This window comes from Desulfovibrio sp. SGI.230, from assembly GCF_050313065.1.
Taxonomy (GTDB): domain Bacteria; phylum Desulfobacterota; class Desulfovibrionia; order Desulfovibrionales; family Desulfovibrionaceae; genus Desulfovibrio.
Map to the genome: position 1 here is coordinate 60080 of NZ_JBNPKS010000004.1, position 25231 is coordinate 85310.

The following is a 25231-nucleotide window of genomic DNA, read 5'->3' on the forward strand; positions in this document are numbered from 1 at the left end:
AACATTCTTGCCTGCACGCCTCCGTTCCCGGAGGCTAGCCCGTCCGCTGGGCCAGCGACTTGAGCATATCCTGGATGCTCTTGGTCACCGAGGAGATGGTCTCCAGCTTGGCGTTGTACTGCCCCATGGCGAACTGCAGCTCCAGCAGTTGCATCTGGTCCACCTCGCCGGAGGCGCTGATCTGGTCCATCTTGGCCTGCAGGGCCTGCCCGTCCTGGCTCAGCCCGTTGGTGGCATTCTGGAACAGCTGGCCGATATCGATCCCGCCCGAGCTTCCTATATTCATGATATTCTCCTGACTGATCCGCAATGCGGTCATCTTGCTCTTACGCTTTCTGCTGCCCGGCGCTGCGGCCGGAAGGGCCGCTCCTAAGCTGCGGGGACCGGCCACACCGGCCATCCGCAGTCTGCGGCGGCTTTTCCCGGATCAGCGGTTCAGCGTATCGTAGACACGCTCCGCCACTTTCTCCGCGGCATCCACGGCGGTCATGACCTGCCGGGCAACAGCCATCTCGTCTGACGTCATGCCGGCATCCATGGCGCGCTTGACGTCCGTCCGCATCTCGAACAGCTCCTCGCGAAGCTGCTTGAGGCCACGGCCCGAAGGATCTTCCGCCAGCATGTCAAAGGCTGATTCCATTTCCATCATTTACCTCTCAATCTGTGACTGACGACCTGGCTGCCGTTACGCAGGACAAGGACTTTGGTATCGATGCTCTCCAGGGTCCAGCCGCTGGGGAGCACGGCGCCTTCAAACAGGCGTCTGCCGTCGGCGGTGGTCACGAAACGCATGGGCGACATGGTGACACCGGTCACGCGCAGCCCGCCCAGGGGATCCCCGCCGGTACCGCCCGAAGGCCGGGCCGGTGTGGCAGCGGCGGGTTCACCGTCCCGGGAAGGTGTCAGGGAGCGCTCTGCAGCTGCCAGAGCGCCCGACGCCGACGAGGTCCCGTGCAACCGAACACCGAACAGCTCGCTGGCATCCTGACGGATGGCGTCCAGTTTTCTGGTGTCTTCCGGCCGGAAATCACCGGAAAAATCCACCCTGCCCGGCAGATAGATGACCCGGACGCTCCCCAGACCTTCCCGCTGCAGGGCCGCATCCAGCACCGGCGCCAGATCCTTTTCGTAAACGATGTGCCGATCCACCGCCGGCAGGCCCCGGACTTCGGCCTTGAGGGCCGTGAAAGCCGCTGCCTCCAGCAGCTCGTCCTTCATATAGGCCCTGACCTGCAAACGCGGATTGCCCTTGTTCTCCCACAGGACGACATCAGGATGGAAACCGCGGATACCAAGCGAACTGCGCACAGCACGCAGCATGTCTTCCTGTACGGCAACTTCCAGGTACACAGGGATATGCAAGCCACGTGCCATGTCACGCAAACGAATCATGGCAGCATCGTCCGCCACTGTCCCGCGGATCTCCACTCCGGGATCACGGCGGCTTACAGCCAGCCCGCGTATGCCGGCATCTTCAAGATATTTTTTAATGATCTCAGGATAATGTTCAGGATCAGAGTCCGCAGGCCTGACCATCAGCGACAACGCAAGCAGAAAAATCGCCACCAGTACCAGCAGCAAGGCCCGCCAGCCGACACGGCGAGCGGGAGAAGATTCCGGAACATCCGGCAACAGTGTTTCCGAAGCCCCGGCGTCCATGCCAAGATCATTGGCGGTTGGCAACAGCTCCGCTGTCTCCGTGACAGCGGGGACAGCCTCTGCCTCCGCGGACGCCGCTTCTTCGGCCCCGGCGGTACGGGCGTGCGGGGACAGCTCCGGTACAAGGCTTTCCTGGGGGACTCCGGGACGGTTCCAGGCAAAACAGGTCGTGCCAAGATACCAGGCGCTCCCGGCTGCGGGGCGCAAGGGACCATCGGCCTCGGCGGGCTCCACGGGCTCTTCTCCCTGCAGGCGAAGGGGACCATCCAGGGGCGTCACGGCCAGTACGGGAAAGGCATTCTCTTCGGACGAAATGTCCAGAACGGCATGGCGGGGAGCAAGACCGGTCAGGATGATGTCGCAGGCATCATCAGACCCGACGACCCAGCTTCCTTCCGTCAGTTCAACGCAGGCCCCCAGATGCGGCCCGGAAAAGACATACAGGCAGATGGCACTGCCCCGGCTGCAGGTCACTGCCGTCCTCCGGCAGAAACAGACGTGCTGCCGACAGGGGCCGGCACCGGCTGGGCCCCCGTGCTGACAGGAGTCAGTATGGGCTGCGGCATGGTCGAATTCTGGATGCTCTTGTTGGTGGCGGGCACAGGCGCCGGCTGGGGCGTGACCGTCACAGGAGGTGCGGGCTGCACGTCCGGCGCCAGTTCACGGCGACGGGCACAACCGCCCACAGGCATCTCCTTGGGACGGCGTTCCTCATAGTCGGCCTGTGTCGGCGTCCGGCTGAAACGGGGGTCATCCACGCGGGACGGCACATTGGAGGCCGTATCCATGCGGACGATGCGCGGCGTGATCAGGATAAGACGCTCCATGCGCTGGTGCTTTTTGCCCGTAGAACCGAACAGACCGCCCAGGATGGGGATGTTCTTGAGGCCGGGGATCCCGGTCTCCGCATCGCTCTGGATCTCGTAATAATGTCCCCCGATGAGCAGGCTCTGCCCTTCTCCCACGATGGCCTGGGTATTGATCTTGGTCTGTTTGATGGGCGAAAGGTTGTTGGGATCCACGGAAAAAAGGCTGGAGCCGTCGTCCCGGTCGTCCTGCACACTGACCATGAGCTTGATGCTGTCCGCCTGCCCCGGCAGGCCGGGGATGATGTGGGGCGTCACCTTCAGGACGGTCCCGGAGTCGATCTTGAACAGGTCGGAAGACTCGTTGCCCGATACGGGAACGTAGTAGGAGCTGGTATTTTCCAGCGAGGCCTGCACGTTGTCCATGGTCAGCACGGAAGGCTTGCCCAGCACGCGGGCCTGGCCGTCTTCTTCCAGAGCGGTGACGCGGGCCAGGAAGTAGTCCGAGCCGTAGGAATACAGGGTGGAATAGGAAAGGCCCCCGGCACTGGAAGCCCCGGCAGAGGGGAAGATGCCGCTGGTCGAAGTGCCCCCGGCACTGCCGCCGCCTGTCCAGTGCTTGCCGTAAGCACCGGTACCCGACCAGTTGACGCCGAAATCACGGGAGAAATCGCTGTCGATATCCACGATGGCCGCATGGATCTCCACAAGCTCCACAGGCTTGTCCAGATCGGCGATGACCTTGGCATAATAGCTCATGCGGTATTCGGCATCGGTCACCACAACGGCATTGACCCGGGGGTCGGCGATGATGCTGGGCCCGGCAGTCGTCCCGGACTGATCCTTCCCGTTCTGGGGGACTGCCGGCGAAGCCTGGGACGTATCCGTCGAGGCGTTCATGGCGATCAGCCCCTTGCCCCGCAGACCTCCCTGCGCCGACGGCTGCACCGTCACCTGTGACCCGGTCAGCGGGGTCCCGTTGGCCATGGCCTGCAGGATGCTGGCCACACCGGGGATGGTCACGGTGGAATCCATGCTGTTGACTTTCATGTCTTCCGCCCAGGCGTACTTGAGCGGGAACACGCGCATGACGCTGCGGCTGCCCTGGGCATCCTCAAAGGCTTTCATGGCCCCGCGCAGCTGGTCCAGATAGATGGGCGGACCGCTGACCGAAAGCAGATTCTGGGCGTGTAGCAGCTTGACGGGCAGCTGCGGCGAGATCATGCCCGCACTGCGCAGCATGTCCCGCAAGGCGGCGGCCGAGACCGTGGACGGCGCCAGGAAGGCTTCCGCCTTTTCGCTGTCGTTCCAGAACGTCACCGTACGTCCCTGCGTATACCAGCGCACCCCGAAGGCCGAACGCATGCCGTTGAGGAACGTACGGGGGTCCACCTGCTCGAAACGGCCGCTCATCTGCCCCTTGAGGGCAGGGCTGCATACCGAGCCATAGCCCTCGGCGCGGGCAAAAGCGGAAAGGACCGTACAGATATTTTCATTGTCCGCATAATGAGAGAACGCCGCCCGGAACGGGAAGGCGCTGCGGGAAGACGCGCAAAGACCTTCTGTCGCCAGAAGGCAGCAGAAGATCCAGCACAGGCAGACAGCTACAAGGCGCTTCAATAGACGCCTCCGAAAAACGTACCCGACATGGAGAACATGGGAGGCAACTCCTCACGCGGCGAGTCCCCCAGGCTTTTTTTCCACCAGGCGAGGTCATTGAGGAAATCCCGGACAGCATCGTCGAACTCTTGCTGGGGTACGTCCACAGGCACCCGGGATTGCAATATCAGGCGCTCCCCGTCCAGGCCCCGGGCAGCCGCATCTTCCTGCCGTTCAAGGGCCACGACCGAGGCGCGCTCGCGGCAGATGCCGGCTTGCTGGCCTGCCACTTTGCGGAGCAGACTGTCCCGCTCATGTCCCGGCTCCGGCAGGGCGTGCAGGTCAGCCAGAAGGAAACACAAGCGCCCGTCGGGAGAAAAGACTTTCAGGTCAAGGCCATCCTCCAGCCGAAAGCTGTATGAGCCGTCCTGTCCCGGACGGGGGGTCTTCCAGCCGGCCGTCACCGCAAGGGCACGGACCTTGTCATCCAGCGAAACCATAGGCAGTCCTGCATACGTCTTTCATATCCAAACACAGGTCAACGGTACGCAAAAACAAGCGTCATCGTCAAACCTTTTTCTTCCGGACCGGCGCGCCCTTACGGGCGCTGCCGGATCATCCCAGGATCTTGGTGCGGGTCTGGTTCATGTTGGCCTGCATGGAGCTCATGAAGTCCAGAGACTTGGAGACCAGGTCCTTGAGCGCCTCGTTGGTCTGCTTGGTCTGCTCCATCATGGTGCGGATCTGCTCCTGCTGGGCTTCCAGACGCTTGGCCTCGGCAGACTGCATGCTCTGGCCGAACTCCCCGCCCGCCGTGAACATGCTTCCGGCCGAAGAAAGCATGGTATTGAACGACTGCGCAACTGCGGCCGTGAGCTGGCCGTCCGCGGCATTGCCGGCGCGCATGTCTAGTCCGCCGCTCGAGGATCTGCCCACACCGGCGGCAGCCACCCCCAGGCTGGCACCACCGGCCGCCATGTTCACCACGGCCCCGGTCAGGGCGCAGGCGAACTTCTGGATGGCGCCCGTCTCGATCTTGTCGGCCTGCTGTTCCATCAGGTCGACGATCTGCAATCCCTGCGCCTGGATGATGCTGCGGTTGGTACGCCGCTGCTCCGCCGCATCCTTGAGGATCACGGAAGCGAACATGGCAGCGGGACTGGGCAGGGCCACCCAACCGGACAGGTCCCCCGAATTATCTCCGGGCGACGCCAGGTCGGGCAGCTGGCTCCGCACGTCCTTGACGGCCGCGGTAAAGTCCTTGCCGGCCTGGATGGCATCGATCAGGGCCTCATCGACCTTGGCGGCGCTGACACCCTTCGCCTGGGCCTGCTCCAGCAGCCTGCTGTACTCGACGGAGCTGTATCCCGTTGCATTCGTGATGATGGTGTCCATACTATCTCCCTTTTCAGGCATCAGGCCATGGCCGGATTGCCGCTGAGGATGGCCACATTGGCCTGCACACTTTCCTGAACGATGTCCGACACGGTCTGGAGCGTCTGTTCGGAGCGCCGCATCACTTCCTTGAGATGTTCCAGGTCCAGCTCATTGGCCATGGCGATGCGTTCCAAAATGGCCTGCAGATGCTTCTGCTGGGCCTGCAGGTAGCTGATATCCTTTTCGTTGACGGCGGAAGCGATGCTGGTGGCCGACTGGGCTATGGTGTTCGCCCCACCGGCCATGGTCGCCACGCGGGCCGTCCAGGAGGCCGCCTTCTGGAAGGTCTGGGCCGTATCCGAAACAGTCTTGGTGGCTGTCTGGGCGACCTTTCCGGCCGCGCCTGCGGCTCCGGCACCGAAGGTGAGCGCCGTCAGGGCGATGGTGGTGGCAAGATCCACGGCGAACTTCGTCCATTGGATCGCCGTATCGCTGGCGCCGCAGGCTTCCATGATCTTGCCGGTGATGAACGACAGGCTGAAACCGGCCTTGCCGCCTGACGCCTCCTCCATGATGGAACTTGTCAGCAGCGCCAGGCTCGCGGCACCGACGGCGATGAGCGCCGCGCCGGAACCACCGGCAGCCAGGCCCACGGAACCGGCAGCGATCATGGCCACGGAACCGATGGCCGCCAAAGCCATGCCGATATACTTGAACGCCTTGAGCAGGCCATCCAGAAAACTCTGGCTCTTGGCCTTTTCCAGCTGCTCCTGGATGGACTTGAGCTTTTCGTCGTTGGCCATGGCGCGTTCCTGGGCGCGGGCCTCCAGCGAGGCCATACCGGCCTTGGTCTCGGTACGGCGCTGCTCGAAGCCCACAGCATCCAGCAGGGTCTCCAGAGAAAGGCCGCTCATGGTCAGGCCGGACAGCGAGACCGTGGTGCTGCTCTTCGAGGACGGCTCTTCAAGATCCGGCAGCAGCGAATCACCGCCTGCAGCCAGGAAGGAGCGCAGTGCATTGAGGCTCTCTTCCAGATCCTTGACATCCAGGGCCTTGGTCGAACCTTGCTGGGTCGCCGCCAGTTGCAGCAGTGCGCTCAGATCGGCCGCGGGCGTCCCGGACTGTGTTCCCTGAACCATACTCATAGCATCACTCCTTGGACTGGGACAGCGTGGCAAGCAGGGCACGGATACGGTCATGGACGGCCTTGTGCGCGGGGATGGAGGCATCGCCCAGGCCCAGAGCGGCGCGGAAGGAAGCCGCCGCGTTCTCGCCGTCCCCCAGCTTCAGATAGCACAGGCCGCCATAGTAGAACGGCGCGGGATCCTTGAGGCCGCCGGCCACACCGGCCATGCCGTAGGTATCGATGGCCTGCTGCCAGGCTTCCCGGGCCTGCAGGCAACCGGCCAGACCCATCCAGTAACGGGGATCGTCGCCATCATACATGCACAGGCCGCGGAACATGCTTTCGGCATCCTTGTAGTTGCCCGCCTTGTACAGATTGTAGGCATAGGCATAGCCGGATTCCAGAGTATCCTTGCTGATGTTGAACACATCGGCCAGGGTGGCCCCCTTTTCCAGGGCGGCCTGGATGGTGTGGAATTCCTTTTCCGTGAACCCCGCCGCCTTGGCCATGTCCAGCAGGGCGGACTGGATGTCTTTTTCCTGTTCGGTGATCTGACTCATACTCGCTCCTTGGGGTGGATGCCGTCTGCCTGTCTGACGGCTACTGGCCACGGGCCAGATTGGTGAGGGTCTGGTTGGAGTTGGCGATCTGGGTGTTGGCGCCCTGCAGATAGGAGTTGTACTGGCCCATGTAGTCCTGGACATAGACCATCTCCTGCTGGGTGTTGGTGCCCAGTTCTTCCAGGCGGCTTTCCAGAGCCGTGATGGCCACGTCCCATTCGTCGGCGCTGTGCGAATGGTTGTTGCCGGTCTTGTCATAGGCCAGGCCGTGCGCATCCATGTAGTCCACCATCTCCTGGCTCATGAAAGTCGCATTGTTGCCCTTGGGCACGGTCTCGGTGACCGTTTTATAGACCACGTTCCCCTGGGCATCATGTACTTCATTGCCGTTGGCGTCCTTCTTGGGGAGCTCATAGGTCTGGGTCTTTTCCTTATCATTGCCCACACCGGAGTTGGCATCGGCCTTGGCCTGACGGGCCTCGTTGAGCAGCTGGGAGACCAGCTTCTGCTCGTCCTGCGCCGAAGCGATGGCATCCATCTTGTCCATGGCCTGGGTCTTGGCGGTTTGGGCCAGTTCCAGCTGCAGCTTGGCGAACATCAGCTGCAGGCTCGTGGTGGGGCCCAGTTCACCGAACGAAACAGAAGACGTCGAGGAAAAATTGACCTGGCTCATATCACTATCCTTATGTCGGCCGCAGCTTATTGGCCACGGGCCAGATTGGTAAGGGTCTGGTTGGAGTTGGCGATCTGGGTATTGGCGCCCTGCAAATAGGAGTTGTACTGGCCCATGTAGTCCTGAACGTAGACCATCTCCTGCTGGGTATTGGTGCCCAGCTCTTCCAGGCGGCTTTCCAGAGCCGTGATGGCCACGTCCCATTCATCAGAGCTGTGATTGTAGTCGCCGCCGGTCTTGTCGTAGGCCAGGCCGTGCGCATCCATGTAGTCCACCATTTCCTTGGACATCAGGGTACAATTCTTGGTGTTCTTTTCCGTCGTCCCGTTGGAGTAGGTCTCGGACTGCGTGCCTGCGGCGATACCGGAGTTGGCATCGGCCTTGGCCTGGCGGGCCTCGTTGAGAAGCTGGGAAACGAGTTTCTGTTCGTCCTGCACCTTGGCGATGGCGTCCATCTTGTCCATGGCCTGGGTCTTGGCGGTTTCGGCCAGTTCCAGCTGCAGTTTGGCGAACATCAGCTGCAGGCTCGTGGTGGGGCCCAGCTCGCCAAGGGAAGAGGTTGCAGAGACATTGTTGAGATCGACCTGACTCATATGTATTCCTTAATTATAATACCCTGTTGAAAAAATAAAAAATCACCTTTTGGCACTGGCAGTGCAAGACCTGCGGCCTGTCCGCTTACAGACGGACGATGTTCCGACGGCCGCCTCCGGGGATGCCGCCGGCAGCAGCCGGTCTGGCGGCAGTACGGGCCTGGGCGGCACGGGCTTCACCGGCACGACGGGCTTCGGCCTCGGCCTCTTCGACCATCTTGCGCAGTTCGGGGGTCAGAGAAGCCGGATCCGTCTTTCCCTGTTCCGGCAGGCCGAGCTGCTTGCGCATGGCTTTTTCCTGGCTTTCCAGACGGGAGAACTCTTCACGAAGGGCGGCAAAATCTTCCATCTGCTTCTTCATATCCTGTTCCGTAAACGACATAACCAAGCTCCTTTTGTGTTTACAGTGTTGCAACTTGCAAAGCATAAAACGTGCCATGTTTGTATCAGGCTAAAAAGACATTAAAAATCTCTTCGGTAGCGCCAAAGTGCCAACTTTTTTGCTATCTCGTCTTTTTCCAGTCAACAACCAAGTTCCCTCAGCAGCCTCCCAAACAGGGCGTTTTTTCAGACAAGCCGCCAGATTCCGCAGGGGCCGCCCTTGCTGTTGCTACAGGCTCATGCTACCAGAAACATGTGGCATGATTCTGGCATATAGCATATCGTGTTGCCAACATTTTTTTACGGGATCGGGAGGCGCAGTTCGCCATGAGCATCGATTTTTCCATCCAGCACTCCCAGGTGCAGCCCACGTCCCGCGATACGACGGCCTCCTCCGCGGTCACCGGTTCGCTGTTCGGCAATACGGCCACCGTGGTGGAATCTCCTCTTTCCCTGCTGGCCGAGGCTGCCGAAGAACTGACCTTTGCAGCAGACACCACGGATGATTTCGAACTGGAGGAACGCAAGGAGCGGGACGAGATCAACGAGGCTATGGAAGAACGCATCAAGAAGTATCAGGAGATGATGCGTGGCGCCCGCGAAGTCCAGAAGACAAAAGAACTCAAGGGATTTCTGGGCTCCCGGACCGAAAAGGAAGAAGCCCTGCGCCAGTTGCGCCGTTTCTTCCCCGACCCGTCCGAGGCATGGGCCGCCCTCAAGGACATCCATGACGAGCTTTCCGCTGCCTCCGACACTCCGCCGGAGACTCTGCGCGTCCTGAACGAAGCCCTGGAGGAGCTGGAACGTACGGAAGGCCCCGCCATACGGGCCGGGATCAACGGCGCGCTCAATGCCCGGGGCTTCGAAGGCCTGGGCGATGCCGGCGTGCTGGGGAGCTTCTATCGGGAAGTTGTCTGCCATTTTGAAGACGTCAACAGCCTCTATGACCACATCCAGAAGACGTACGGCAAGGATTTCGATGCCGCGCTGGACTTCCTCTACAAGGCACTGGGCAGCGACCTTGCGGCCGATATGCCCAGCATGGAGACCAGCCATCTGGAGCACGTCAACGGCAGTCTGGGCGAGCTGCGGCAGCTGCAAAGCGCCCGCAGCCTGTGCGCCCGCCTGCTGGAACGCTGGAGCAGCGTCCACGGGATCCGGCACTGCCCGCTGGACGATATGGCCCTGCTGGGCAAGGTGCTGGACCTGCGCAAGGAGCGCTACATCAGCGGCAGCCGCATCAGCCGCCTGGCCGAGGAAGCCGGGGCCCCGGACATCGAGCGCAAGGTGCTTTTCCTTCAGGAGCTGCTCAACACTACGCGTTCCTTCGCCCCGTCCCTGTTCGACGGCAACGAGGGCCGCATGAAGGTGCTGGATGCCGTCCAGGATGCCGTGGACGCCGCCATCGCCGAGGAAGACGCCTGGCTGGCGGAACAGGGATAAGCCTTTGTCCAAGACATACGCGGAGATCTTATGCTGGACCACGAACTGAACGCTTTCGGCATGCGCATGGGCCTGCCCGGGCTGGCCTTTTCACCGCAGGGGCTGGTGGCTCTTGATGTCAGCGGCATGGGGCGCCTGTATTTCGAGAAGCAGCAACGGCATGGCCGGGAGGAGTTGCTGGTCTATCTGGCCCGCCCCTTCCCCCCGCATGACAGCACGTTGCCCGAACGGGCCCTGGCCCTGTGCCATTACCGGCATGCACACGCTTTTTCCCTGACCGCCGGCATGAAAGGAGATACCCTGATCCTCCTGACCCGTCTGCCCGAACGGCAGACCAGGGCCGCCCTGCTGGAAGAGGCCGTCATGGAGCTGGCCCGCGTCATGAACCATCTACAGGGAGCCTGATCATGGCAGCATCCTCCATCAACCTGCTGGATCCCGGACTGGGGATACAGAACATCATGGACCCCGGGACGGCGGGGCACCTGCCTGATGCCCGTCCGCTGGCCTCCAGCGCCATGCGTGAAGCCGGTCTGGATGAGCTGTACAACAGCCGCAAGGCAGCCCAGCAGCTGGAGGCGGCCCTTTGTCCGCCCGTGGGCGACGGCTCCCTCCTCCAGCCCGAACTTTTCCATATGGAGCTGCAGGGCGCCCTGACGGCCCTCAGGGACAGCGACAAACCCGCCGTGCGGGCTTTCGTGCGTGACGAGCTGGCGCCGCTGCTGGAGAACACCGAATTGCTCCGGGCCTATACCGGCCTGATGGTAGGAGGCTAGCATGGCGGAGGCCACCTCCCCGCTCACTACCGGCCAGGGCCGTGCCCTGCAGGTGCTGGGCCATCTTTTTCTGCGCATGGGGCAGTTCCAGCGTGCCCGCAAGCTGGCCCTGGCCCTGCTCGCCCTGGATCCCGCCGACCTCTGGGCCCGGCGCTGTCTTGCCGTGGCCTGGCTGGAGCTGGGCGATCCCGAGCGCGCCCTGGAACAGCTGGACCTCGTCCTGGCGGGCGGACCGCTGGCCTCCCGTGATGCCGTGCTGCATCTGCTCAGGGCCCGTGCCCTGTGGCAGGCGCAGCGCCCCGACGAGGCCCGCAATGCCCTCAATGCCTATCTTGCCGCAGGGGGAAGCCGCCTGTGAGCCTGTTCTCCGACGCACGCAACATCGTCTCCCTGACCACGCGCCACAGTGACCTGGCCCTGGTGGGCCTGCTGGTGGCCGTCATCGCCCTGATGATCATGCCCCTGCCCACGGCTCTGGTGGACACGCTCATCGGCGCCAACCTGGCCCTGTCCTTCGCCATCATGATGATGACCATGTATGTCAGGACACCGCTGGAGTTTTCTTCCTTCCCCACCATGCTGCTGTTCACCACGCTGTTCCGCGTGGGCCTGAACATCACCACCACCCGCCTGATCCTGCTCAACGCCGACGCCGGCGAGATCATCCAGACCTTCGGCGAGTTCGCCCTAGGCGGCAATTTCGTCGTTGGTGCCGTGGTCTTCCTGATCCTGACCATCGTGCAGTTCCTGGTCATCGCCAAGGGTGCCGAACGCGTGGCCGAAGTGGGCGCGCGCTTCACTCTGGACGCCATGCCCGGCAAACAGATGTCCATCGACGCGGACATGCGCGCCGGGGTCATCGACATGGAAGAGGCCCAGCGCCGCCGCGATGTCATCAGCCAGGAAAGCAAGATGTTCGGCGCCATGGACGGCGCCATGAAGTTCGTCAAGGGCGACAGTATCGCCGGCATGATCGTGGCCGTGGTGAACATCGTGGGCGGTACCGTCATCGGCATCACCCAGCACGGCATCTCTGCCGGGGAAGCCCTGGAGATCTACGGCATCCTGACCATCGGTGACGGTCTCGTCTCCCAGATCCCCTCGCTCATCATCGCCATCTCGGCCGGTATCCTCATCACCCGTTCCGGCGATACCCAGGAAGATGTGGGCGCGCAGATCGGCGGCCAGTTCTTCGCCCAGCCCAAGGCCCTGCTCATGGCGGGCGGGCTGATCTTCCTGTTCGCCCTCATCCCCGGTTTCCCCAAGCCGCAGCTGTTCGCCCTGGCCTTCGCCATCGCCGGGCTCGGCTACATCCTGGACAGGATACGTTCCGCCCCCGCGCCCCGGGATGCCCGCAAGGAGCTCAACCAGTCCCTCAAGTCCGCCACCCGCAAGGAACGCAAGGGGCGGCCCTCCGGTCCCCAGGACGACTTTGCCCCCACGGTCCCCATCATCCTCGACATTTCGGAGGGCCTGGCGGCGTCCCTGGACTACGACAACCTCAACGACGAGCTCTCCGCACTGCGCCGTGCGCTGTATTTCGACCTTGGCGTGCCCTTCCCGGGCATCAACCTGCGCGTCTCCTCGTCCCTGTCGGGCCTGACCTACGAGCTCCAGGTCAACGAGATCCCCATGTCGCGCGGGCATCTGGAACAGGGCATGGTGCTGGCGCGCGAAAGCGAGGACACCCTGCGCATGCTCGGCCTGGACGTGCGGCGCGGAGAGAACTTCCTGCCCGATGTGGAAAGCCTGTGGATCCCGGCGGAAAAACAGGCCCTGCTGGAGCAGGCCGGACTCTCCTGTATGACCCACTCGCGCATCCTGGCCTATCACCTTTCCCTGATCCTGGCACGGCATGCCTCCAGCTTCATCGGCATGCAGGAGACAAAATACCTGCTGGACCGCATGGAAGAACGCGCCCCGGACCTGGTGCGCGAGGCCACCCGTCTGCTGCCCGTGCAGCGCATCGCGGAGATCTTCCAGCGTCTGGCCCAGGAACAGGTCTCCATCCGCGACCTGCGGAACATCCTCGAGGCCATCATCGAATGGAGCCCCAAGGAAAAAGATACCGTCATGCTGACCGAATACGTGCGCGGGGCCCTCAAGCGCCAGATCAGCTACATGTATTCACGGGGCCAGAACATGCTGCCGGCCATCCTTATGGATCCCTCGGTGGAAGAGACCATCCGCAAGGCCATCCGCCAGACCTCGGCCGGGGCCTTCCTGGCGCTGGATCCCGACACCTCGCGCCGCTTCATCGCGGCCGTGGGAGCAGCGGCGGGCGATTACCGCAAGCATGTCCAGATGCCCGTCCTTCTGGCCAGCATGGACATCCGGCGCTATGTGCGCCGCCTTATCGAAGGGGAGCATTACCGCCTGCCCGTGGTCTCCTACCAGGAGCTCACCCCCGAGATCAGCGTCCAGCCCATGAACCGGATCCGTCTCTAGGAGCTAGGCATGGAACTTGCCATCGATTACGCCGTCAAGGCCCTGTACCTGGTCATGATCCTGTCCCTGCCGCCCATCATCGTGGCTTCGGTGGTGGGCATCGTGCTCAGCCTCATCCAGGCCATCACCCAGCTGCAGGAACAGACCCTGGCCTTCGGCGTCAAGCTGCTGGCCGTGGGCCTGACGCTCTTCCTTATGGGCAAATGGCTGAGCGGCGAGATATTGCGGTACAGCGAGGACATCTTCAACCGCTTCTACCTGCTCTGAACGGCAGGCCCGGATACGGCTGACGGAAGGGGTGCCCCCAGGATACGCCACGGACAGGACACGCATGGATTTTTCGCAATTTTTGCAGGAACTCGGGGTCTACGGGCACCTCACGGCCTTGCTGCTGGGCATGCCGCGGCTCTTCGCCCTGGTCACGGTGACGCCCTTCCTGGGCTCTGCGGTGGTGACGGGCCAGATACGTCTGCTGCTGGTGCTGGCCCTGTACCTGCCCCTGCATCCCGTCATCGTCAGCCACCTGACCGACGAGATCACGCTTTCCGCAGCGCTCTCCCTGGCGGTGGGCGGCAAGCTGGCCCTGCTCCTGCTCAAGGAGGCCGTGCTCGGCCTGATGATCGGATTTCTTGCGGGCATCGTCTTCTGGACCGTGCAAAGTGCCGGTTTTTTCATGGACAACCAGCGCGGGGCCAGCATGGCCGAAGGAACGGACATCCTTTCCGGCGACCAGAGCAGCCCTCTGGGCCAGCTGCTGTTCCAGAGCCTGGTCTACATTTTTTATACTTCCGGGGCGTTCCTGGCCTTCGTGGGGCTGGTGTACGCCAGTTACGGCATCTGGCCGGTGACGCAGCTCCTGCCCCTGGATGTGCCCCAGGGAGCGCCCCTGTATTTTGCGGAAAAGGTCGGCTGGCTCATGGGGCACATGCTGCTGCTGGCCGGGCCCATCGCGGCAGCCTGTCTTTTGACCGACGTGGCCCTGGGCCTGATCAACCGTTTTGCGTCCCAGCTCAACGTGTATGTGCTGGCCATGCCCATCAAGTGCGGCATCGCGGCTTTCCTGCTGTGCTTCTATTTTGGACTGCTGCTGTCGCATGCACCGGAACTTTTTGATTTTACACGGGAATCCATCCTCAAGCTGAATAATCTCCTGCCGGGAGGGGAATGATGCCGCCATGCCCGCAGGCCATGACGGCAGCCGCGGAGCGCGGGAGACTTTGAGCCTATGAGCAGCGAAAAAACAGAACAACCGACCCCAAAACGCCTGCGGGAGTCCCGGGAAAAAGGGCAGGTCGCCAAAAGCCAGGACGTGCCTTCGGCCCTGACCGTCATGGCGGTGGCCGTCTATCTGCTGGCCATGTCTTCCGACATGCTCAATACCTTGCTGGCCATGGGCGAGGCCCCCATGCTGCTCATGGACAGGCCGTTCGAGGAGGCCCTGCCCCTGGCCGTCACGTCCACCCTGCTCTGCGCCCTGCGTGTGGCCCTGCCGCTCATCGGCATGGTCATGGTCGTGGCCCTTTGTGCCAACATGATGCAGGTGGGGGTGCTGTTTTCCGTACAGGCCGCCATGCCCAAGCTGGAAAACCTGAGCATGAACAAATGGTTCAAGCAGGTCTTTTCCCTCAAGAACCTGGTGGAGTTCCTCAAGAACATCATCAAGGTGCTGATCCTGGGCATCAGTGTGTACGTCATTTTTTCCGACTACATGCCGCAGCTGTTCCGCATCCCGCAGGGCGACATCGGCGACATGTGGCGCCTTCTCGGTTCCGTTTGCGGTGACCTTGTCCTTGTTTCGGCGGGCGTGTTCTGCGTCATCGCCGCCGCGGACTGGTGCTTCCAGAAGTGGCAGTTCAACAAGCAGCACATGATGAGCAAGGAAGAAGTCAAACGGGAATTCAAGGAAAGCGAGGGCGATCCGCTCATCAAGGGCAAGCGCAAGCAGCTGCACCAGGAGATGATCGCCCAGAACCAGATCGCCAACGTCAGGAAAGCGAAGGTGCTTGTGACCAACCCCACCCATTTTGCCGTGGCTCTGGACTATGAAAAAGACAGGACCCCCCTGCCCGTCATCCTGGCCAAGGGCCAGGGCGTGCTGGCCCAGCGCATGATCGAGACCGCCCGGGAAGAGGGCATCCCCATCATGCGCAACGTGCCGCTGGCACGCAGCCTGTACGAGCAAGGCACGGAAAACGCCTATATCCCCCAGGACCTCATCGGCCCCGTGGCGGAAGTGCTGCGCTGGGTGCAATCCCTGCGCCAAGGATAAGCCATGCACGAAAAGAACGCCCGAACCCTTGCCCTGCTGATACGCCTGTGCGACGACCTTGCCTGGGGTCGTCCCGCGGACGAGGATGCCCTGTTCGCCCTGACCCGGGAAGGCAGCTCCTCGCCGGAGCTGGAACGTCTGGCCGAGGCCTTCGGCATGATGATCGTCAAGGTGGAAGCCCGTGAATTCCACCGGGCGGAACTGCTGGAAAAGGTGGAACAGCTTTCGCAGGAGCTGGAAAAAAGCCGTCTGCGCCTGCACGAGGAGAACCGGCAGGTGGTGGAGACCCTGCAAAAGGAATACAACGTCCGCCGCATCATCGGACGCTGCCCGGCCATGCGTCAGGTGGTGGCCCAGGCCCTGGCCATCGCCCGGCGGCCCATCAATACTCTGATCCTGGGGCCTTCCGGCACGGGCAAGGAGATCTTCGCCAAGACCATCCATTACCACTCCCCCAGGCGTGATGCCCCCTTCGTGGCCGTCAACTGTACGGCCATCCCCGATTCCCTGTTCGAAAGCGAGATGTTCGGCATCGAAAAGGGCGTGGCCACCGGCGTCAGCGCCCGCCGCGGCCTGGTGGAAGAAGCTTCGGGCGGGACGCTCTTCCTTGACGAACTGGCGGACATGTCCCTGCCCAATCAGGCCAAACTGCTGCGCGTGCTCGAGGAACGGGAAGTCCTGCGCGTGGGCAGCGCCCGGCCCGTGCCCGTGGACATCAAGGTCATCGCGGCCACCAATGTGGACCTGCGGCAGGCCGTGGCCCGGGGGCGCTTCCGGGAAGACCTGTACTACCGCCTCAATGTGGCCGAGCTGACGCTCCCTCCCCTGCGCGAACGGGGCGACGACATCCTGCTGCTGGCCCGGCATCTGCTGGCCCAGCATGCGCACAATATGGAACGCGCTGCCCTGACCCTGGCCCCGGCCACCCAGCAGTGCCTGCTGGCCTACGACTGGCCCGGCAATGTGCGCGAACTGAGCAACGAGATGGAACGGGCAGCGGCCCTTACCGTGGATACGGTCATCCGTCCGTCGGATCTTTCTCCCAAACTGCTGGCAGCCCTGGCGCGCCACGGCTGCATAAAGACAAGCGCCACCGCCCCCCGGGAACCGCTGCCGGACATCCGGACGATATTCAATCTGGAACAGGCGGAGCGCCTGCTGGTACAGCGGGCCCTCGACGCCTGCCAGGGCAACAAGAGCAGGGCGGCGGAACTGCTCGGCATCACCCGGGAAGGCCTGCGCAAAAAGCTGCTGCGCCTCGACAAGACGGCCCACGGCCATGACGGGGAGGAGGCATGAACGCAAGCCTGAGATTGCGGCTGGCCCTGCTGGTGGTCTGTTCCGTGGCCCTCACCGTCGCGCTGGTCCTCTACCTGACCTGGCAGCGGGTCGGGGAGACCATGATCGGGATGGAAGAAAAAAATTTCGCCACCCTGCTGCTGGTGGAAGAGGAACGGCTCAATACGGCCACCCTCAACCATCTGGCGGCCAAGGTGCGCTCCGTGCTCCTGCGCAAGGCGCAGCTGCGGGACACCTCCGCCCGCGTCCAGGCACTGCTGCGGGCCCTGGCCCCGCAGCGTCCCGCGGGCAGCGGGCAGGCCCACCTCGTCCTGCAACCCCTGCTGTCCGCCATGGACGCCGCCAGTATCGCTCTGGTGGATGACGTCGACAGTATCCGCATGGAGATCCTGGATACGGAAAAACTCCGTAGCGGCCAGACGAGTCTTCTGGGCCTGTCGTCCAGTCTGCGGGATGCCAAACAGCGGCCCGTGCAGCGCCTGCTCAAACAGTTGTCCCGGGATGGTGATTTTGCCGTTTTTGACCTGCCCCGCCTCGTGGCCACCAACGAAGGCCGCATGGTCCCCTCCGGCACCTATCGCCCCGTGCTGACCTATTTCCTGCCTTTGGACGGCCACAGGCCGTCACGGGAGATCCTGGTCTCCATGATCCCCCTGGACGATCTGGAAAAGATGGCTGTCCGGGCCCAGACGCAACTGCTGGAGGACACGCGGGAAAAATTCAGGGAGATGTCCCTTTATCCCGGCGGGCTCGTGGCACTGCTGGACGGTGACGGGCATATCCTGGTCTCCGGTGGTGACGGTCTTCTTCCTGACGGCCTCGACGCGGCCCGGGCAGAAGCCCGCCAGACGGGCATGGCCAAGGTCATCCTGCCGTCGGCACAGGGCGATATGCTCTGCCTGCTGGGCAGCATCCGGGCCTTTGGCTGGTATGTGGCCCTGACGGCCCCCCTGGACGAGATACGGGAACCTTCCGACAGCCTGCTGGCCAGCCTGCTGGCCGTGAGCCTGCCCATCATGCTGCTGGTGGCTCTGGCGGCCCTGCTCATGCTCATCAGGACGCTGCGTCCCCTGAAACTGCTGACCCGCAAGACCCGTCAGCTGGCCGAAGTGGATTTTGCCGCCCCCGATGCCCTTGACCGGCTCGAGCCCCTCCTCAGCCAGGGGCTGCCGCTGGAACGTCGTGACGAGCTGGGGCAGCTGGCCCGGGCCTATGCCCATCTGGGCGGGGCCCTTGCCACCAACATCCGCAATCTGATGGAGGCCACCGCCAGCAAGGAACGTATGGAGGGCGAGCTTTCCGCCGCACGCGAGATCCAGATGGGCATCCTCCCGCCCCCGGACGGAGCTCCTGAAGTGTGCGGTTTCCGGGCCTCGGCCTTTCTGGATCCCGCCAAGGAAGTGGGCGGCGACATGTACGACTTTTTCGTCACCAGCGACGGGCGGCGGGCCCTTGTCCTGGGAGACGTGTCCGGCAAAGGTGTCCCGGCGGCCCTGTTCATGTCCATGACCGTCACGCTCGTGCGGTACGCCCTCGGCTCCGGGCTCGATCCGGCGGCCGCCATGTCGCAGGTCAACGCCATGCTCGAGGCCCACAACCCGGGCAACATGTTCGTGACCCTCTTCCTGGCCCTGTATGACCCCCAAAGCGGCGAACTGAGCTACGCCAACGGCGGCCACTGCCCGCCCTACATCATCGATGCGGCCTCGGACGCCCCGCCCCGCATGCTGGACAAGCTGAGCGGCCCGCTGGTGGGCGTCATCCCGGACATGGAATACACGCTGTTCACGGATACCCTCAAGGAACAGGAGACCTGCCTGCTCTTTACCGACGGGGTGACCGAAGCCATGAACGGCGACAAGGAACTGTACGGTGAGGCCCGGTTGCAGGATTTCCTGGCCGCCCATCGCGGGGCCTCGCCCAGGGAACTGCTGACGCTCATCTTCTCGGAGCTTGTCCGCTTCCGGGGAGAAGAGCCCCAATCCGACGACATCACCATGCTGGCCTTCTGCCGCACGCACAGTGCGAGCGTGGCCCAACCTGCCTCTCCCCGGACATCCTCATGACCATGCCTTGCTCTTCGATGGATCAGCGCGCGCCCTTGGGCCGCATCCTGGCCGGATGGATCGCCATCCTCCTGTGCAGCCTGCTGCTGTACGATGCCCTGCTCTATTCCTCCCTGCGCACGGCCACACGGGAAGGGACGCAGGCATCGGCCAGTGTTGCGGCCACGGCCCTGAAAAGCCGTATGGCCATAGGGATCCGCTTTGGCAAAAAGCTGGAGACCTACCACAATGTCGACCGTCTGCTGGCCAGTGTGGGCCAGGCTGCCGACATGCCGCTGGCCGTACTGGATGCCCGGGGCATGGCCCTGCATCACTGGGGGCGCTTCCCGCTTTTGCCGGACATCAGCGACCGCCTGCCGAAAACGGGAACAGAGGCTGTCCTTTCCCTGAAGGACGGGGAACTGCTGCTGGCCCCTGTCGCGGATCGGGACGAACACATCGTGGGCCATATCGCGGTCTGGATGCCTTCCCGCAATCTGGATGCCACACTCAGGGATCTTTTCCGGCAGCAGCTGCTCTTTCAGGGCGGGCTGGCACTGGCAGGGATACTGCTTTTGTCCCTCTGCCTCGGCCTGCGCCGTTCCGGAGGCATGCCCCGCAATCTGTGCATCGCCATTTTCCTGCTGCTCATGCTGGGCAATGGGGCCCTGGCCCTGCATGCCGTCAGCCGGCAATATACGCAGGGGCTCAGGAACGATGCCGCGCATACCGGCGCCATCCTGACCGAGGACCTCAACCGCCTGCTGCTGGTGGGTGTCTCCCTGGACGATACCAGCCGCCTGTCCGCCTATCTGACCCGGGCCGCCACCGCCCACGGTGACGATCTTGTCCTGGAGGTCCTGGCGCCTTCCGGCAAGGTATTCGCATCGAGCCACGCTTCCGGCCCCCTTCCCGAACTTTTGCCGCCCGGCGAGGAATTCCCCCTGCTGGAGCTGGCCTCGGCCTTTTCCGTCAGCGGGGATTCGCCGGAGCAGGGCTGGAAACTGCGGGCCACCCTCACGCGCGGTCCCTGGCTGGAGCGCCTGATCGCCAACGGGCTGGACATCCTGACTCTGGTGGCCATCTCCCTCATCTTCATGGTGGAGATGTTCCTGCTGCTCTCCCGCAGTCTGGAAGCCCGCCTGCAGGGGACGACGCAATCCCACGCTCACCGCAGCGCCCTGTTCCGCCCGCTGATGTTCGTCTTCATCCTGGCCATGGACATGACCATTTCCTTCATCCCCCTGCGCATGGCCGAACTCACCACCACGAGCATACTCCCGCGCGACGTACTGCTGGGCCTGCCCATCTCCGCAGAAATGGGCATGACCGGCCTCAGCGTGCTCATCGCCGGGACATGGATGAAGCGCAAAGGGGCCCGGCCGCCCCTCATGACGGGCATCATCTGTATGGCCCTGGGCTATCTGGCCTCCATGCTGGCCTGGACCCCCTGGCTTTTCATCGCCGCCCGGGCGCTGGTGGGACTGGGCTACGGCCTTTCCCTGCTCACTGCCCAAGCCTACACGGTGCGGGACGGCAAACTGGCCGACATGTTTGCCGGTGTCTATGCCGGATCCCTGTGCGGCAGCGCCCTGGGGGCCATGCTGGCCGAACGTCTGGGCTACGGTCCCGTTTTCGCCATCTCCGCCGTCATCCTGGCCTGTCTGGCCCTGGTGCCCCTGCGTCTGCTGCGCGGACAGGAAAAGCAGGAAGACGTCCGGGAAGAAGCCCCGGCCGCCAGACTGACGCTGCCGCAGATCCGCCGCCTGCTGGCGGACCGCCACTTCCTGGCTTTCATCCTGCTGGCTCTGCTGCCCTCGGCCCTGCTCTGCGTGGGTTTCCTCAACTACTTTTTGCCTGTCTTCCTCAAGCAGGCCGATGTGGCCCAGTCCAACATCGGACGCATCTACATGCTCAACTGCCTCATCGTCATCTACAGCGGTCCCCTTTTCGCCCGTCTGGTCGGCAACAGCCTGCACAAAGGCCCGCTCCTTTTCTGGGCCGGCATCCTCTCGGCCCTGTCCGTGGCCTGTTTCTGTTTCCTTCCTCCCCTGCCGGCTTCGGTGGCGGGCTCCATCCTGCTGGGACTGGCCACCGGTCTCAACATCCCGGCCCAGAGCGAATTCCTGCTGGAACTGGACATCGCCCGGGCCATCGGTGTGGATCAGGCCATGAGCCTGCTGGATGCCCTGCAACGCGTGGGGCAGGTCATCGGCCCGGTCTGCGTGGGGGCTGTCATGGCCATCATGAGCGTGGATGACGCCGCCCGCTGGGCAGGCATCATCCTGGTGGCCATTTCCCTTCTTTTCCTGTTGCTGGTCCGCCCGGCCCGCCATTCGGGAGGCAGGGCATGACCTCCGCCCGGGACTGGATCCGCAGCCGTTGCCCGGAGGCATTGGCTGCCTTCGAACAGGCAGGAGCGCAGACACTGGCGGACTATGCGGCAGGCTTTGGCGCGGATGCCGCCCTGCCCAGGCCGCCGCAAGCCGCTGACGACCTTGTGGAACTGGCCGCCGCGACCTGCGCCCGGCTGTATTCGCCCGATCTGGGGCAGGCCCTGCGCCGTGAACTGGAGAGCGATCTCCATGCCCTCACGGCCAACCATCACGGTGTGGATTTCCACCCGGAATTCTTCCAGGGCGATTTGCTGTTCGCCATGAGCTGCCGTCACGCCGTGCCCCTGTTCAATTGCGGCGCTGTCCCGGCCAACAACGTGGCGTATCCTCGCGGCATCCTGCTGGGATGCGGCACCCCGGAAGAGGTGAGTTTCCGCAGCCGCAAACTGCCCATCCTGCCGGGAAGGGACCGGCATGGGCTCATCAGCGTGCGCCCGGCGTTCACCGCCGCCGAGGTCACCCTGCCCTCGCAGCTTTCCGGCCAGCCGGAAGAGCCGCATGCTCTGGACCGTCTTGTCCAGGCCGTCTACCGCCATCCCCGCGTCCTGGAACAGCAGACATTCCGGGATCAGGCCAGCCTCATGAATGCTCTGCTGTGGCAGCAGGTCATCCCGAAAAGCTGTGATCTCCCGCCGCTGGTCTCGCTGGACATGCAATGGCTGTGCGGTCGCCTGATCACGGCCGATCTGGAACAACCGGACAGCCTTGTCCGGCACCTGCTCCTGCATCCGCCGCTGGCCGCTGCTATCTGGGATGCCCTCAACGGGCAACGGGCCTGCTGGACCGGGGATGCGCAGGGCCTGCAGCGAGGCACCTTCCTGTTCTGGGGCGTGGACGGCAAAGGCCGGGCCCTGGCCCTGCGGCCTGCCTGCGATTTCCGCTCGCTGGTGGCTGTCCGGGATGCAGGCTGGCGCCTGCCGCTGGATGCCCGTACCCTGGGCAGGGCCCTGGCGGAAGAGCGCATCCTCCCCTCGCTTTTCCTTTATTTCGCCACCGTGACGGCGGCCAGGGGCCTGCGCTGTGCCGGAGGCATCTTCCAGACCTCGTACCTGCCGCGCATGATCCGGGGCATCAGTACGGCTCTGCGGCACTGCGGTGCCGACGGGCCGGCCACGCGCATCGCCGGGGCATTCCGTCCCTGTCCGCCCTGCACGGGGCTGCTGCCCCTGCGTCTGCCCTGCCCTGACGGACCGTTGCGGCAGACCGGCCGGGGAGCCGGCGCCGCGGACCTCTGGCTGGCCGGCGGCCTCTCTCCCGCCCTGTGGCAGTCACTGCGGCACAGCCGGGTCGATCATGCCCTGGCAGCCTCGCTGCCGTATCATTATGAAGACCTGTCCGCTCAGGAGATGCGACCGCCGCTGCTGGACAGCCTTTTGCAACAGGCCCCGCCCATCGGGAGCCTGCCCTTTCTTGCGCCTTTCCCCCTGGAGATGCCTCATGCCTGAACTGGAGATAAATCTGGATGCCCTGGCTCATAATCTGCGTCTTATACGGCGCCAGGAACAGGCCTGGGGCTTCCGTTTCCTGCCGGTGCTGAAGATGGTGGCTTCCCACCCGGACGTCGTCGATTTCCTGCGTACGCAGGGCTATGCCCGCTACGGCATCGCGGACATGACGGAGCATCTTCTGTACGGACAGGAGCCGCCTGCACGCACAGGGCGCGTCCTGATCAATCTGGCGCCCCCGGACAGGGCGGACGACGTCGTCCGCCTGTTCGAACGCAGCGCCTTTTCCTGTGAGTCGACCTTCCGGGCCCTGGATGCTGCTGCCCGTGCCGCGGGCCTGCATCACGAGGCCCTGCTCATGGTGGATATAGGCGACATGCGCGAAGGGATCCCGCAGGAAGATGCCCCCGCCCTGCTGCGGGCCGTAGCGACCGCGTCGCAGCGTGCGGCCCATGGGCCGGGGGCCCATGTGGCGGGCATCGGCGTCAATCTCGGCTGCCTGTACGGGACCTGTCCGGACGACGAGAACATGGCCCTGCTCGAAGCCCTGGCGGCCCGGGCAGGCGCCCTGCTGGGGCATGCCCTGCACCGGGTCAGCCTGGGCGGGAGCATCTTCTGGAACTGGTTCGCCCGCCGTCACGGGCATGGACCGCATCTGCCGCCCGGCTGCATCATGGAATTCCGCATGGGGGATCCCCTGCTGCTTGGCCGGGACATGTACCGGGACGAAGCCCTGCTGGCCGGGGACTTCCGGCAGGATATCTTCCGCCTGTCGGCCACGGTGCTGGAAGTGACGGAACGGGACATCCGTCCGCCCCGACAGAGCGTCCACAACGGACGGGGGCTGCACGCCGACTGCCCTGATCTGGGAAAACGGCTCCGGGCACTGGTGGACTGCGGCAGCCTGCATACGGACGTCCGGGGCCTTTCCCTGGCCCGCCCGGACTGGCGGATATCCGATTTCAGCGGCAATTACGCCATCCTGGACTTGAGCGGCTGCCCGCAGGCTCCCGTGCCGGGAGAACATGTCCGGTTCATCCCGTCCTATTGGGCCGTGGCCCGTACCTGCCGTATGCCCCACATCCGCAAGACCCTTATCCACGATACTCTGCCGGGACGATCCCTTCCCGACTCCCGGCCCGCCTCTCCCCAGCAGGAGACGGCGCCCCTTTCGGAGGTTTCATGAAGACGTCACGATATGTTGCCCCTGTACTTGCCTGCCTGCTGCTCCTGCCCCTGCTGCTCCGGGACTGCGCCTTTGCCGCCCCTGCGCAGGCCGATCCCGACGGGGAAAAGGTATGGCGGGTGATCTATGTGGAAGGCGGCCCCTTTTCCGATTACCAGCGCATCTTTCAGGGACTGGCCCTGGGACTGGAGGAACGCGGACTGATCGAGAACGGGCATGTGCCCCTGCCCAAGGACAGCGAAGAAGCCCGCGGCATGTGGGAATGGCTGCACCAGCATGCAGGCGGCAAACGTCTTGTCTTTCCGGCGGACGGTTTCTACTCCGCGGACTGGGACGGCCAACAGCGGGAAAAAGTACGCCAGGATGTCCTGCGCCGCATACGGGAAAAGAAGGACGTGGACATGGTCCTGGCCTTCGGGACCTGGGCCGGACAGGATCTTGCCGCGCAGGATCTGCCTGTTCCGGTCATCGTCTCGTCCGTGACCAATGCGGTGGACGCGGGCATCATCCCCTCGGTGGAAGATTCGGGACGGGACAATCTGGTGGCCCCCATCGAGCCTGACCGCTTCAAGCGCCAGGTCCTGCTCTTCCACGATATCTTCGCCTTCAAAAAACTCGGCATCGCCTACGAAGATACCCCGGCCGGCCGCGGCAGCATCGCCCTCAACGAGATCGAGGATGCCGCCAAGGAACTGGGGATCACCCTGCTGCGCTGTACCGATACCTTCGACATCCAGGACACGGACCTGGCCTCGGAGCGTCTGCTGGCCTGTCATAAAAAACTGGTGGACCAAGGGGCCGAGGCTGTTTACCTCACGTACAATGTCGGTCTGCAGGCCGGTGCCATGCGCAGGGTGCTGCAGCCGCTGACGGATGCGCATGTCCCCACCTTTTCCCAGCTGGGCGCACCGGACGTGATCCACGGGGCCCTGCTGAGTGTGGCGCAATCCAATACGGCCGAAGAAGGCCGCTTCAGCGCCGGTCTGGTGGAGGCCATCCTCAAGGGCGCACGCCCGCGTGATCTCTCGCCGGTCTTCGAAAGCCCCGTCAGCATGGCTCTGAACCTTTTCATGGCCACGCTCATCGGCTGGAACCCGCCGCTGGAAGTGCTGGCCGCCGTGGACGAATTCTATCAGGAGATGAAGTAGAC

25 protein-coding genes are annotated in these 25231 nt (G+C 63.7%); 14 read left to right on the plus strand and 11 right to left on the minus strand.

The genetic code is table 11. From position 1 onward, the window contains the following. Positions 1–34 precede the first annotated feature (34 nt). The 11 genes from ACQRAG_RS05445 to ACQRAG_RS05495 all read right to left on the minus strand — a co-directional run bounded on the left by ACQRAG_RS05445 (position 35) and on the right by ACQRAG_RS05495 (position 8775). Positions 35–286 (minus strand): EscF/YscF/HrpA family type III secretion system needle major subunit, encoded by a 252-nt coding sequence (locus tag ACQRAG_RS05445; RefSeq protein ID WP_040369130.1) that lies wholly within the window; start codon positions 284–286, stop codon positions 35–37. 141 nt (positions 287–427) lie between these two features. Then, positions 428–649 carry a hypothetical protein gene (locus ACQRAG_RS05450; RefSeq protein WP_204625455.1) on the minus strand — a complete coding sequence of 74 codons (222 nt, stop codon included), beginning with the start codon at positions 647–649 and terminating at the stop codon, positions 428–430. Further along, positions 646–2133, minus strand: a complete 1488-nt coding sequence (gene sctD, locus ACQRAG_RS05455) for a type III secretion system inner membrane ring subunit SctD (RefSeq protein ID WP_304039716.1) — start codon at positions 2131–2133, stop codon at positions 646–648. The genes ACQRAG_RS05450 and sctD overlap by 4 nt, the downstream gene beginning before the upstream one ends. Further along, a complete protein-coding gene (gene sctC / locus ACQRAG_RS05460) occupies positions 2130–4085 on the minus strand; it encodes a type III secretion system outer membrane ring subunit SctC (RefSeq protein ID WP_204673979.1) in 1956 nt (651 codons plus the stop codon). The genes sctD and sctC overlap by 4 nt, the downstream gene beginning before the upstream one ends. Beyond that, complete coding sequence (locus ACQRAG_RS05465; RefSeq protein ID WP_303866216.1) at positions 4082–4564, minus strand: molecular chaperone Tir; 483 nt, start codon at positions 4562–4564, stop codon at positions 4082–4084. The genes sctC and ACQRAG_RS05465 overlap by 4 nt, the downstream gene beginning before the upstream one ends. A 115-nt stretch (positions 4565–4679) precedes the next feature. Continuing rightward, complete coding sequence (locus ACQRAG_RS05470) at positions 4680–5459, minus strand: hypothetical protein (RefSeq protein WP_204625459.1); 780 nt, start codon at positions 5457–5459, stop codon at positions 4680–4682. A gap of 20 nt (positions 5460–5479) precedes the next feature. Next, positions 5480–6586: a type III secretion system translocon subunit SctE gene (locus ACQRAG_RS05475; protein ID WP_204625460.1), complete on the minus strand. Its 1107-nt coding sequence runs from the start codon at positions 6584–6586 to the stop codon at positions 5480–5482. 4 nt (positions 6587–6590) lie between these two features. After that, positions 6591–7127 carry a SycD/LcrH family type III secretion system chaperone gene (locus tag ACQRAG_RS05480; RefSeq protein WP_204625461.1) on the minus strand — a complete coding sequence of 179 codons (537 nt, stop codon included), beginning with the start codon at positions 7125–7127 and terminating at the stop codon, positions 6591–6593. Between the two features lie 40 nt (positions 7128–7167). Continuing rightward, the gene (locus tag ACQRAG_RS05485) at positions 7168–7800 is read right to left on the minus strand and encodes a USH1C-binding protein 1 (protein WP_427803909.1); all 633 of its coding nucleotides are present in this window, start codon (positions 7798–7800) and stop codon (positions 7168–7170) included. 26 nt (positions 7801–7826) lie between these two features. Then, on the minus strand, positions 7827–8393 hold the full coding sequence (locus ACQRAG_RS05490) for a USH1C-binding protein 1 (protein ID WP_204625463.1): 567 nt from the start codon (positions 8391–8393) through the stop codon (positions 7827–7829). An 85-nt stretch (positions 8394–8478) separates the two neighbouring features. Then, entirely contained in the window at positions 8479–8775 is a 297-nt protein-coding gene (locus ACQRAG_RS05495) for a hypothetical protein (RefSeq protein ID WP_204625464.1), read from the minus strand. Between the two features lie 326 nt (positions 8776–9101). On the opposite strand from ACQRAG_RS05495, the gene sctW reads away from it, so the two are divergent. From sctW to ACQRAG_RS05565, 14 genes are all read left to right on the plus strand, one after another. After that, positions 9102–10217, plus strand: coding sequence for a type III secretion system gatekeeper subunit SctW (gene sctW / locus ACQRAG_RS05500; protein ID WP_427803908.1), 1116 nt, complete (start codon positions 9102–9104; stop codon positions 10215–10217). Positions 10218–10247: 30 nt separating this feature from the next. After that, positions 10248–10622 (plus strand): type III secretion chaperone SycN, encoded by a 375-nt coding sequence (gene sycN, locus ACQRAG_RS05505; RefSeq protein ID WP_427803907.1) that lies wholly within the window; start codon positions 10248–10250, stop codon positions 10620–10622. A gap of 2 nt (positions 10623–10624) precedes the next feature. Beyond that, on the plus strand, positions 10625–10993 hold the full coding sequence (locus ACQRAG_RS05510) for a type III secretion protein (protein ID WP_204625467.1): 369 nt from the start codon (positions 10625–10627) through the stop codon (positions 10991–10993). 1 nt (position 10994) lies between these two features. Continuing rightward, positions 10995–11351, plus strand: coding sequence for a tetratricopeptide repeat protein (locus tag ACQRAG_RS05515; protein WP_168934963.1), 357 nt, complete (start codon positions 10995–10997; stop codon positions 11349–11351). Further along, positions 11348–13441 carry a type III secretion system export apparatus subunit SctV gene (gene sctV / locus ACQRAG_RS05520; RefSeq protein WP_168934964.1) on the plus strand — a complete coding sequence of 698 codons (2094 nt, stop codon included), beginning with the start codon at positions 11348–11350 and terminating at the stop codon, positions 13439–13441. The genes ACQRAG_RS05515 and sctV overlap by 4 nt, the downstream gene beginning before the upstream one ends. 9 nt (positions 13442–13450) lie before the next feature. Beyond that, on the plus strand, positions 13451–13708 hold the full coding sequence (gene sctS, locus ACQRAG_RS05525; protein WP_006004747.1) for a type III secretion system export apparatus subunit SctS: 258 nt from the start codon (positions 13451–13453) through the stop codon (positions 13706–13708). Between the two features lie 64 nt (positions 13709–13772). Beyond that, the gene (gene sctT / locus ACQRAG_RS05530; RefSeq protein ID WP_303740442.1) at positions 13773–14609 is read left to right on the plus strand and encodes a type III secretion system export apparatus subunit SctT; all 837 of its coding nucleotides are present in this window, start codon (positions 13773–13775) and stop codon (positions 14607–14609) included. 57 nt (positions 14610–14666) lie between these two features. Beyond that, complete coding sequence (gene sctU / locus ACQRAG_RS05535) at positions 14667–15710, plus strand: type III secretion system export apparatus subunit SctU (RefSeq protein ID WP_300705736.1); 1044 nt, start codon at positions 14667–14669, stop codon at positions 15708–15710. A gap of 3 nt (positions 15711–15713) precedes the next feature. Further along, on the plus strand, positions 15714–17009 hold the full coding sequence (locus ACQRAG_RS05540) for a sigma-54 interaction domain-containing protein (protein ID WP_427803906.1): 1296 nt from the start codon (positions 15714–15716) through the stop codon (positions 17007–17009). Further along, positions 17006–19075, plus strand: a complete 2070-nt coding sequence (locus tag ACQRAG_RS05545; protein ID WP_303740439.1) for a SpoIIE family protein phosphatase — start codon at positions 17006–17008, stop codon at positions 19073–19075. The genes ACQRAG_RS05540 and ACQRAG_RS05545 overlap by 4 nt, the downstream gene beginning before the upstream one ends. Beyond that, entirely contained in the window at positions 19072–21408 is a 2337-nt protein-coding gene (locus ACQRAG_RS05550; protein ID WP_427803905.1) for an MFS transporter, read from the plus strand. Before ACQRAG_RS05545 ends, ACQRAG_RS05550 begins: the two co-directional genes overlap by 4 nt. After that, positions 21405–22895: a hypothetical protein gene (locus ACQRAG_RS05555; RefSeq protein ID WP_427803904.1), complete on the plus strand. Its 1491-nt coding sequence runs from the start codon at positions 21405–21407 to the stop codon at positions 22893–22895. The genes ACQRAG_RS05550 and ACQRAG_RS05555 overlap by 4 nt, the downstream gene beginning before the upstream one ends. Beyond that, positions 22888–24081 (plus strand): alanine racemase, encoded by a 1194-nt coding sequence (locus tag ACQRAG_RS05560; RefSeq protein ID WP_304046383.1) that lies wholly within the window; start codon positions 22888–22890, stop codon positions 24079–24081. Before ACQRAG_RS05555 ends, ACQRAG_RS05560 begins: the two co-directional genes overlap by 8 nt. Next, entirely contained in the window at positions 24078–25229 is a 1152-nt protein-coding gene (locus tag ACQRAG_RS05565) for an ABC transporter substrate binding protein (protein ID WP_427803903.1), read from the plus strand. Before ACQRAG_RS05560 ends, ACQRAG_RS05565 begins: the two co-directional genes overlap by 4 nt. Positions 25230–25231: the final 2 nt, after the last annotated feature.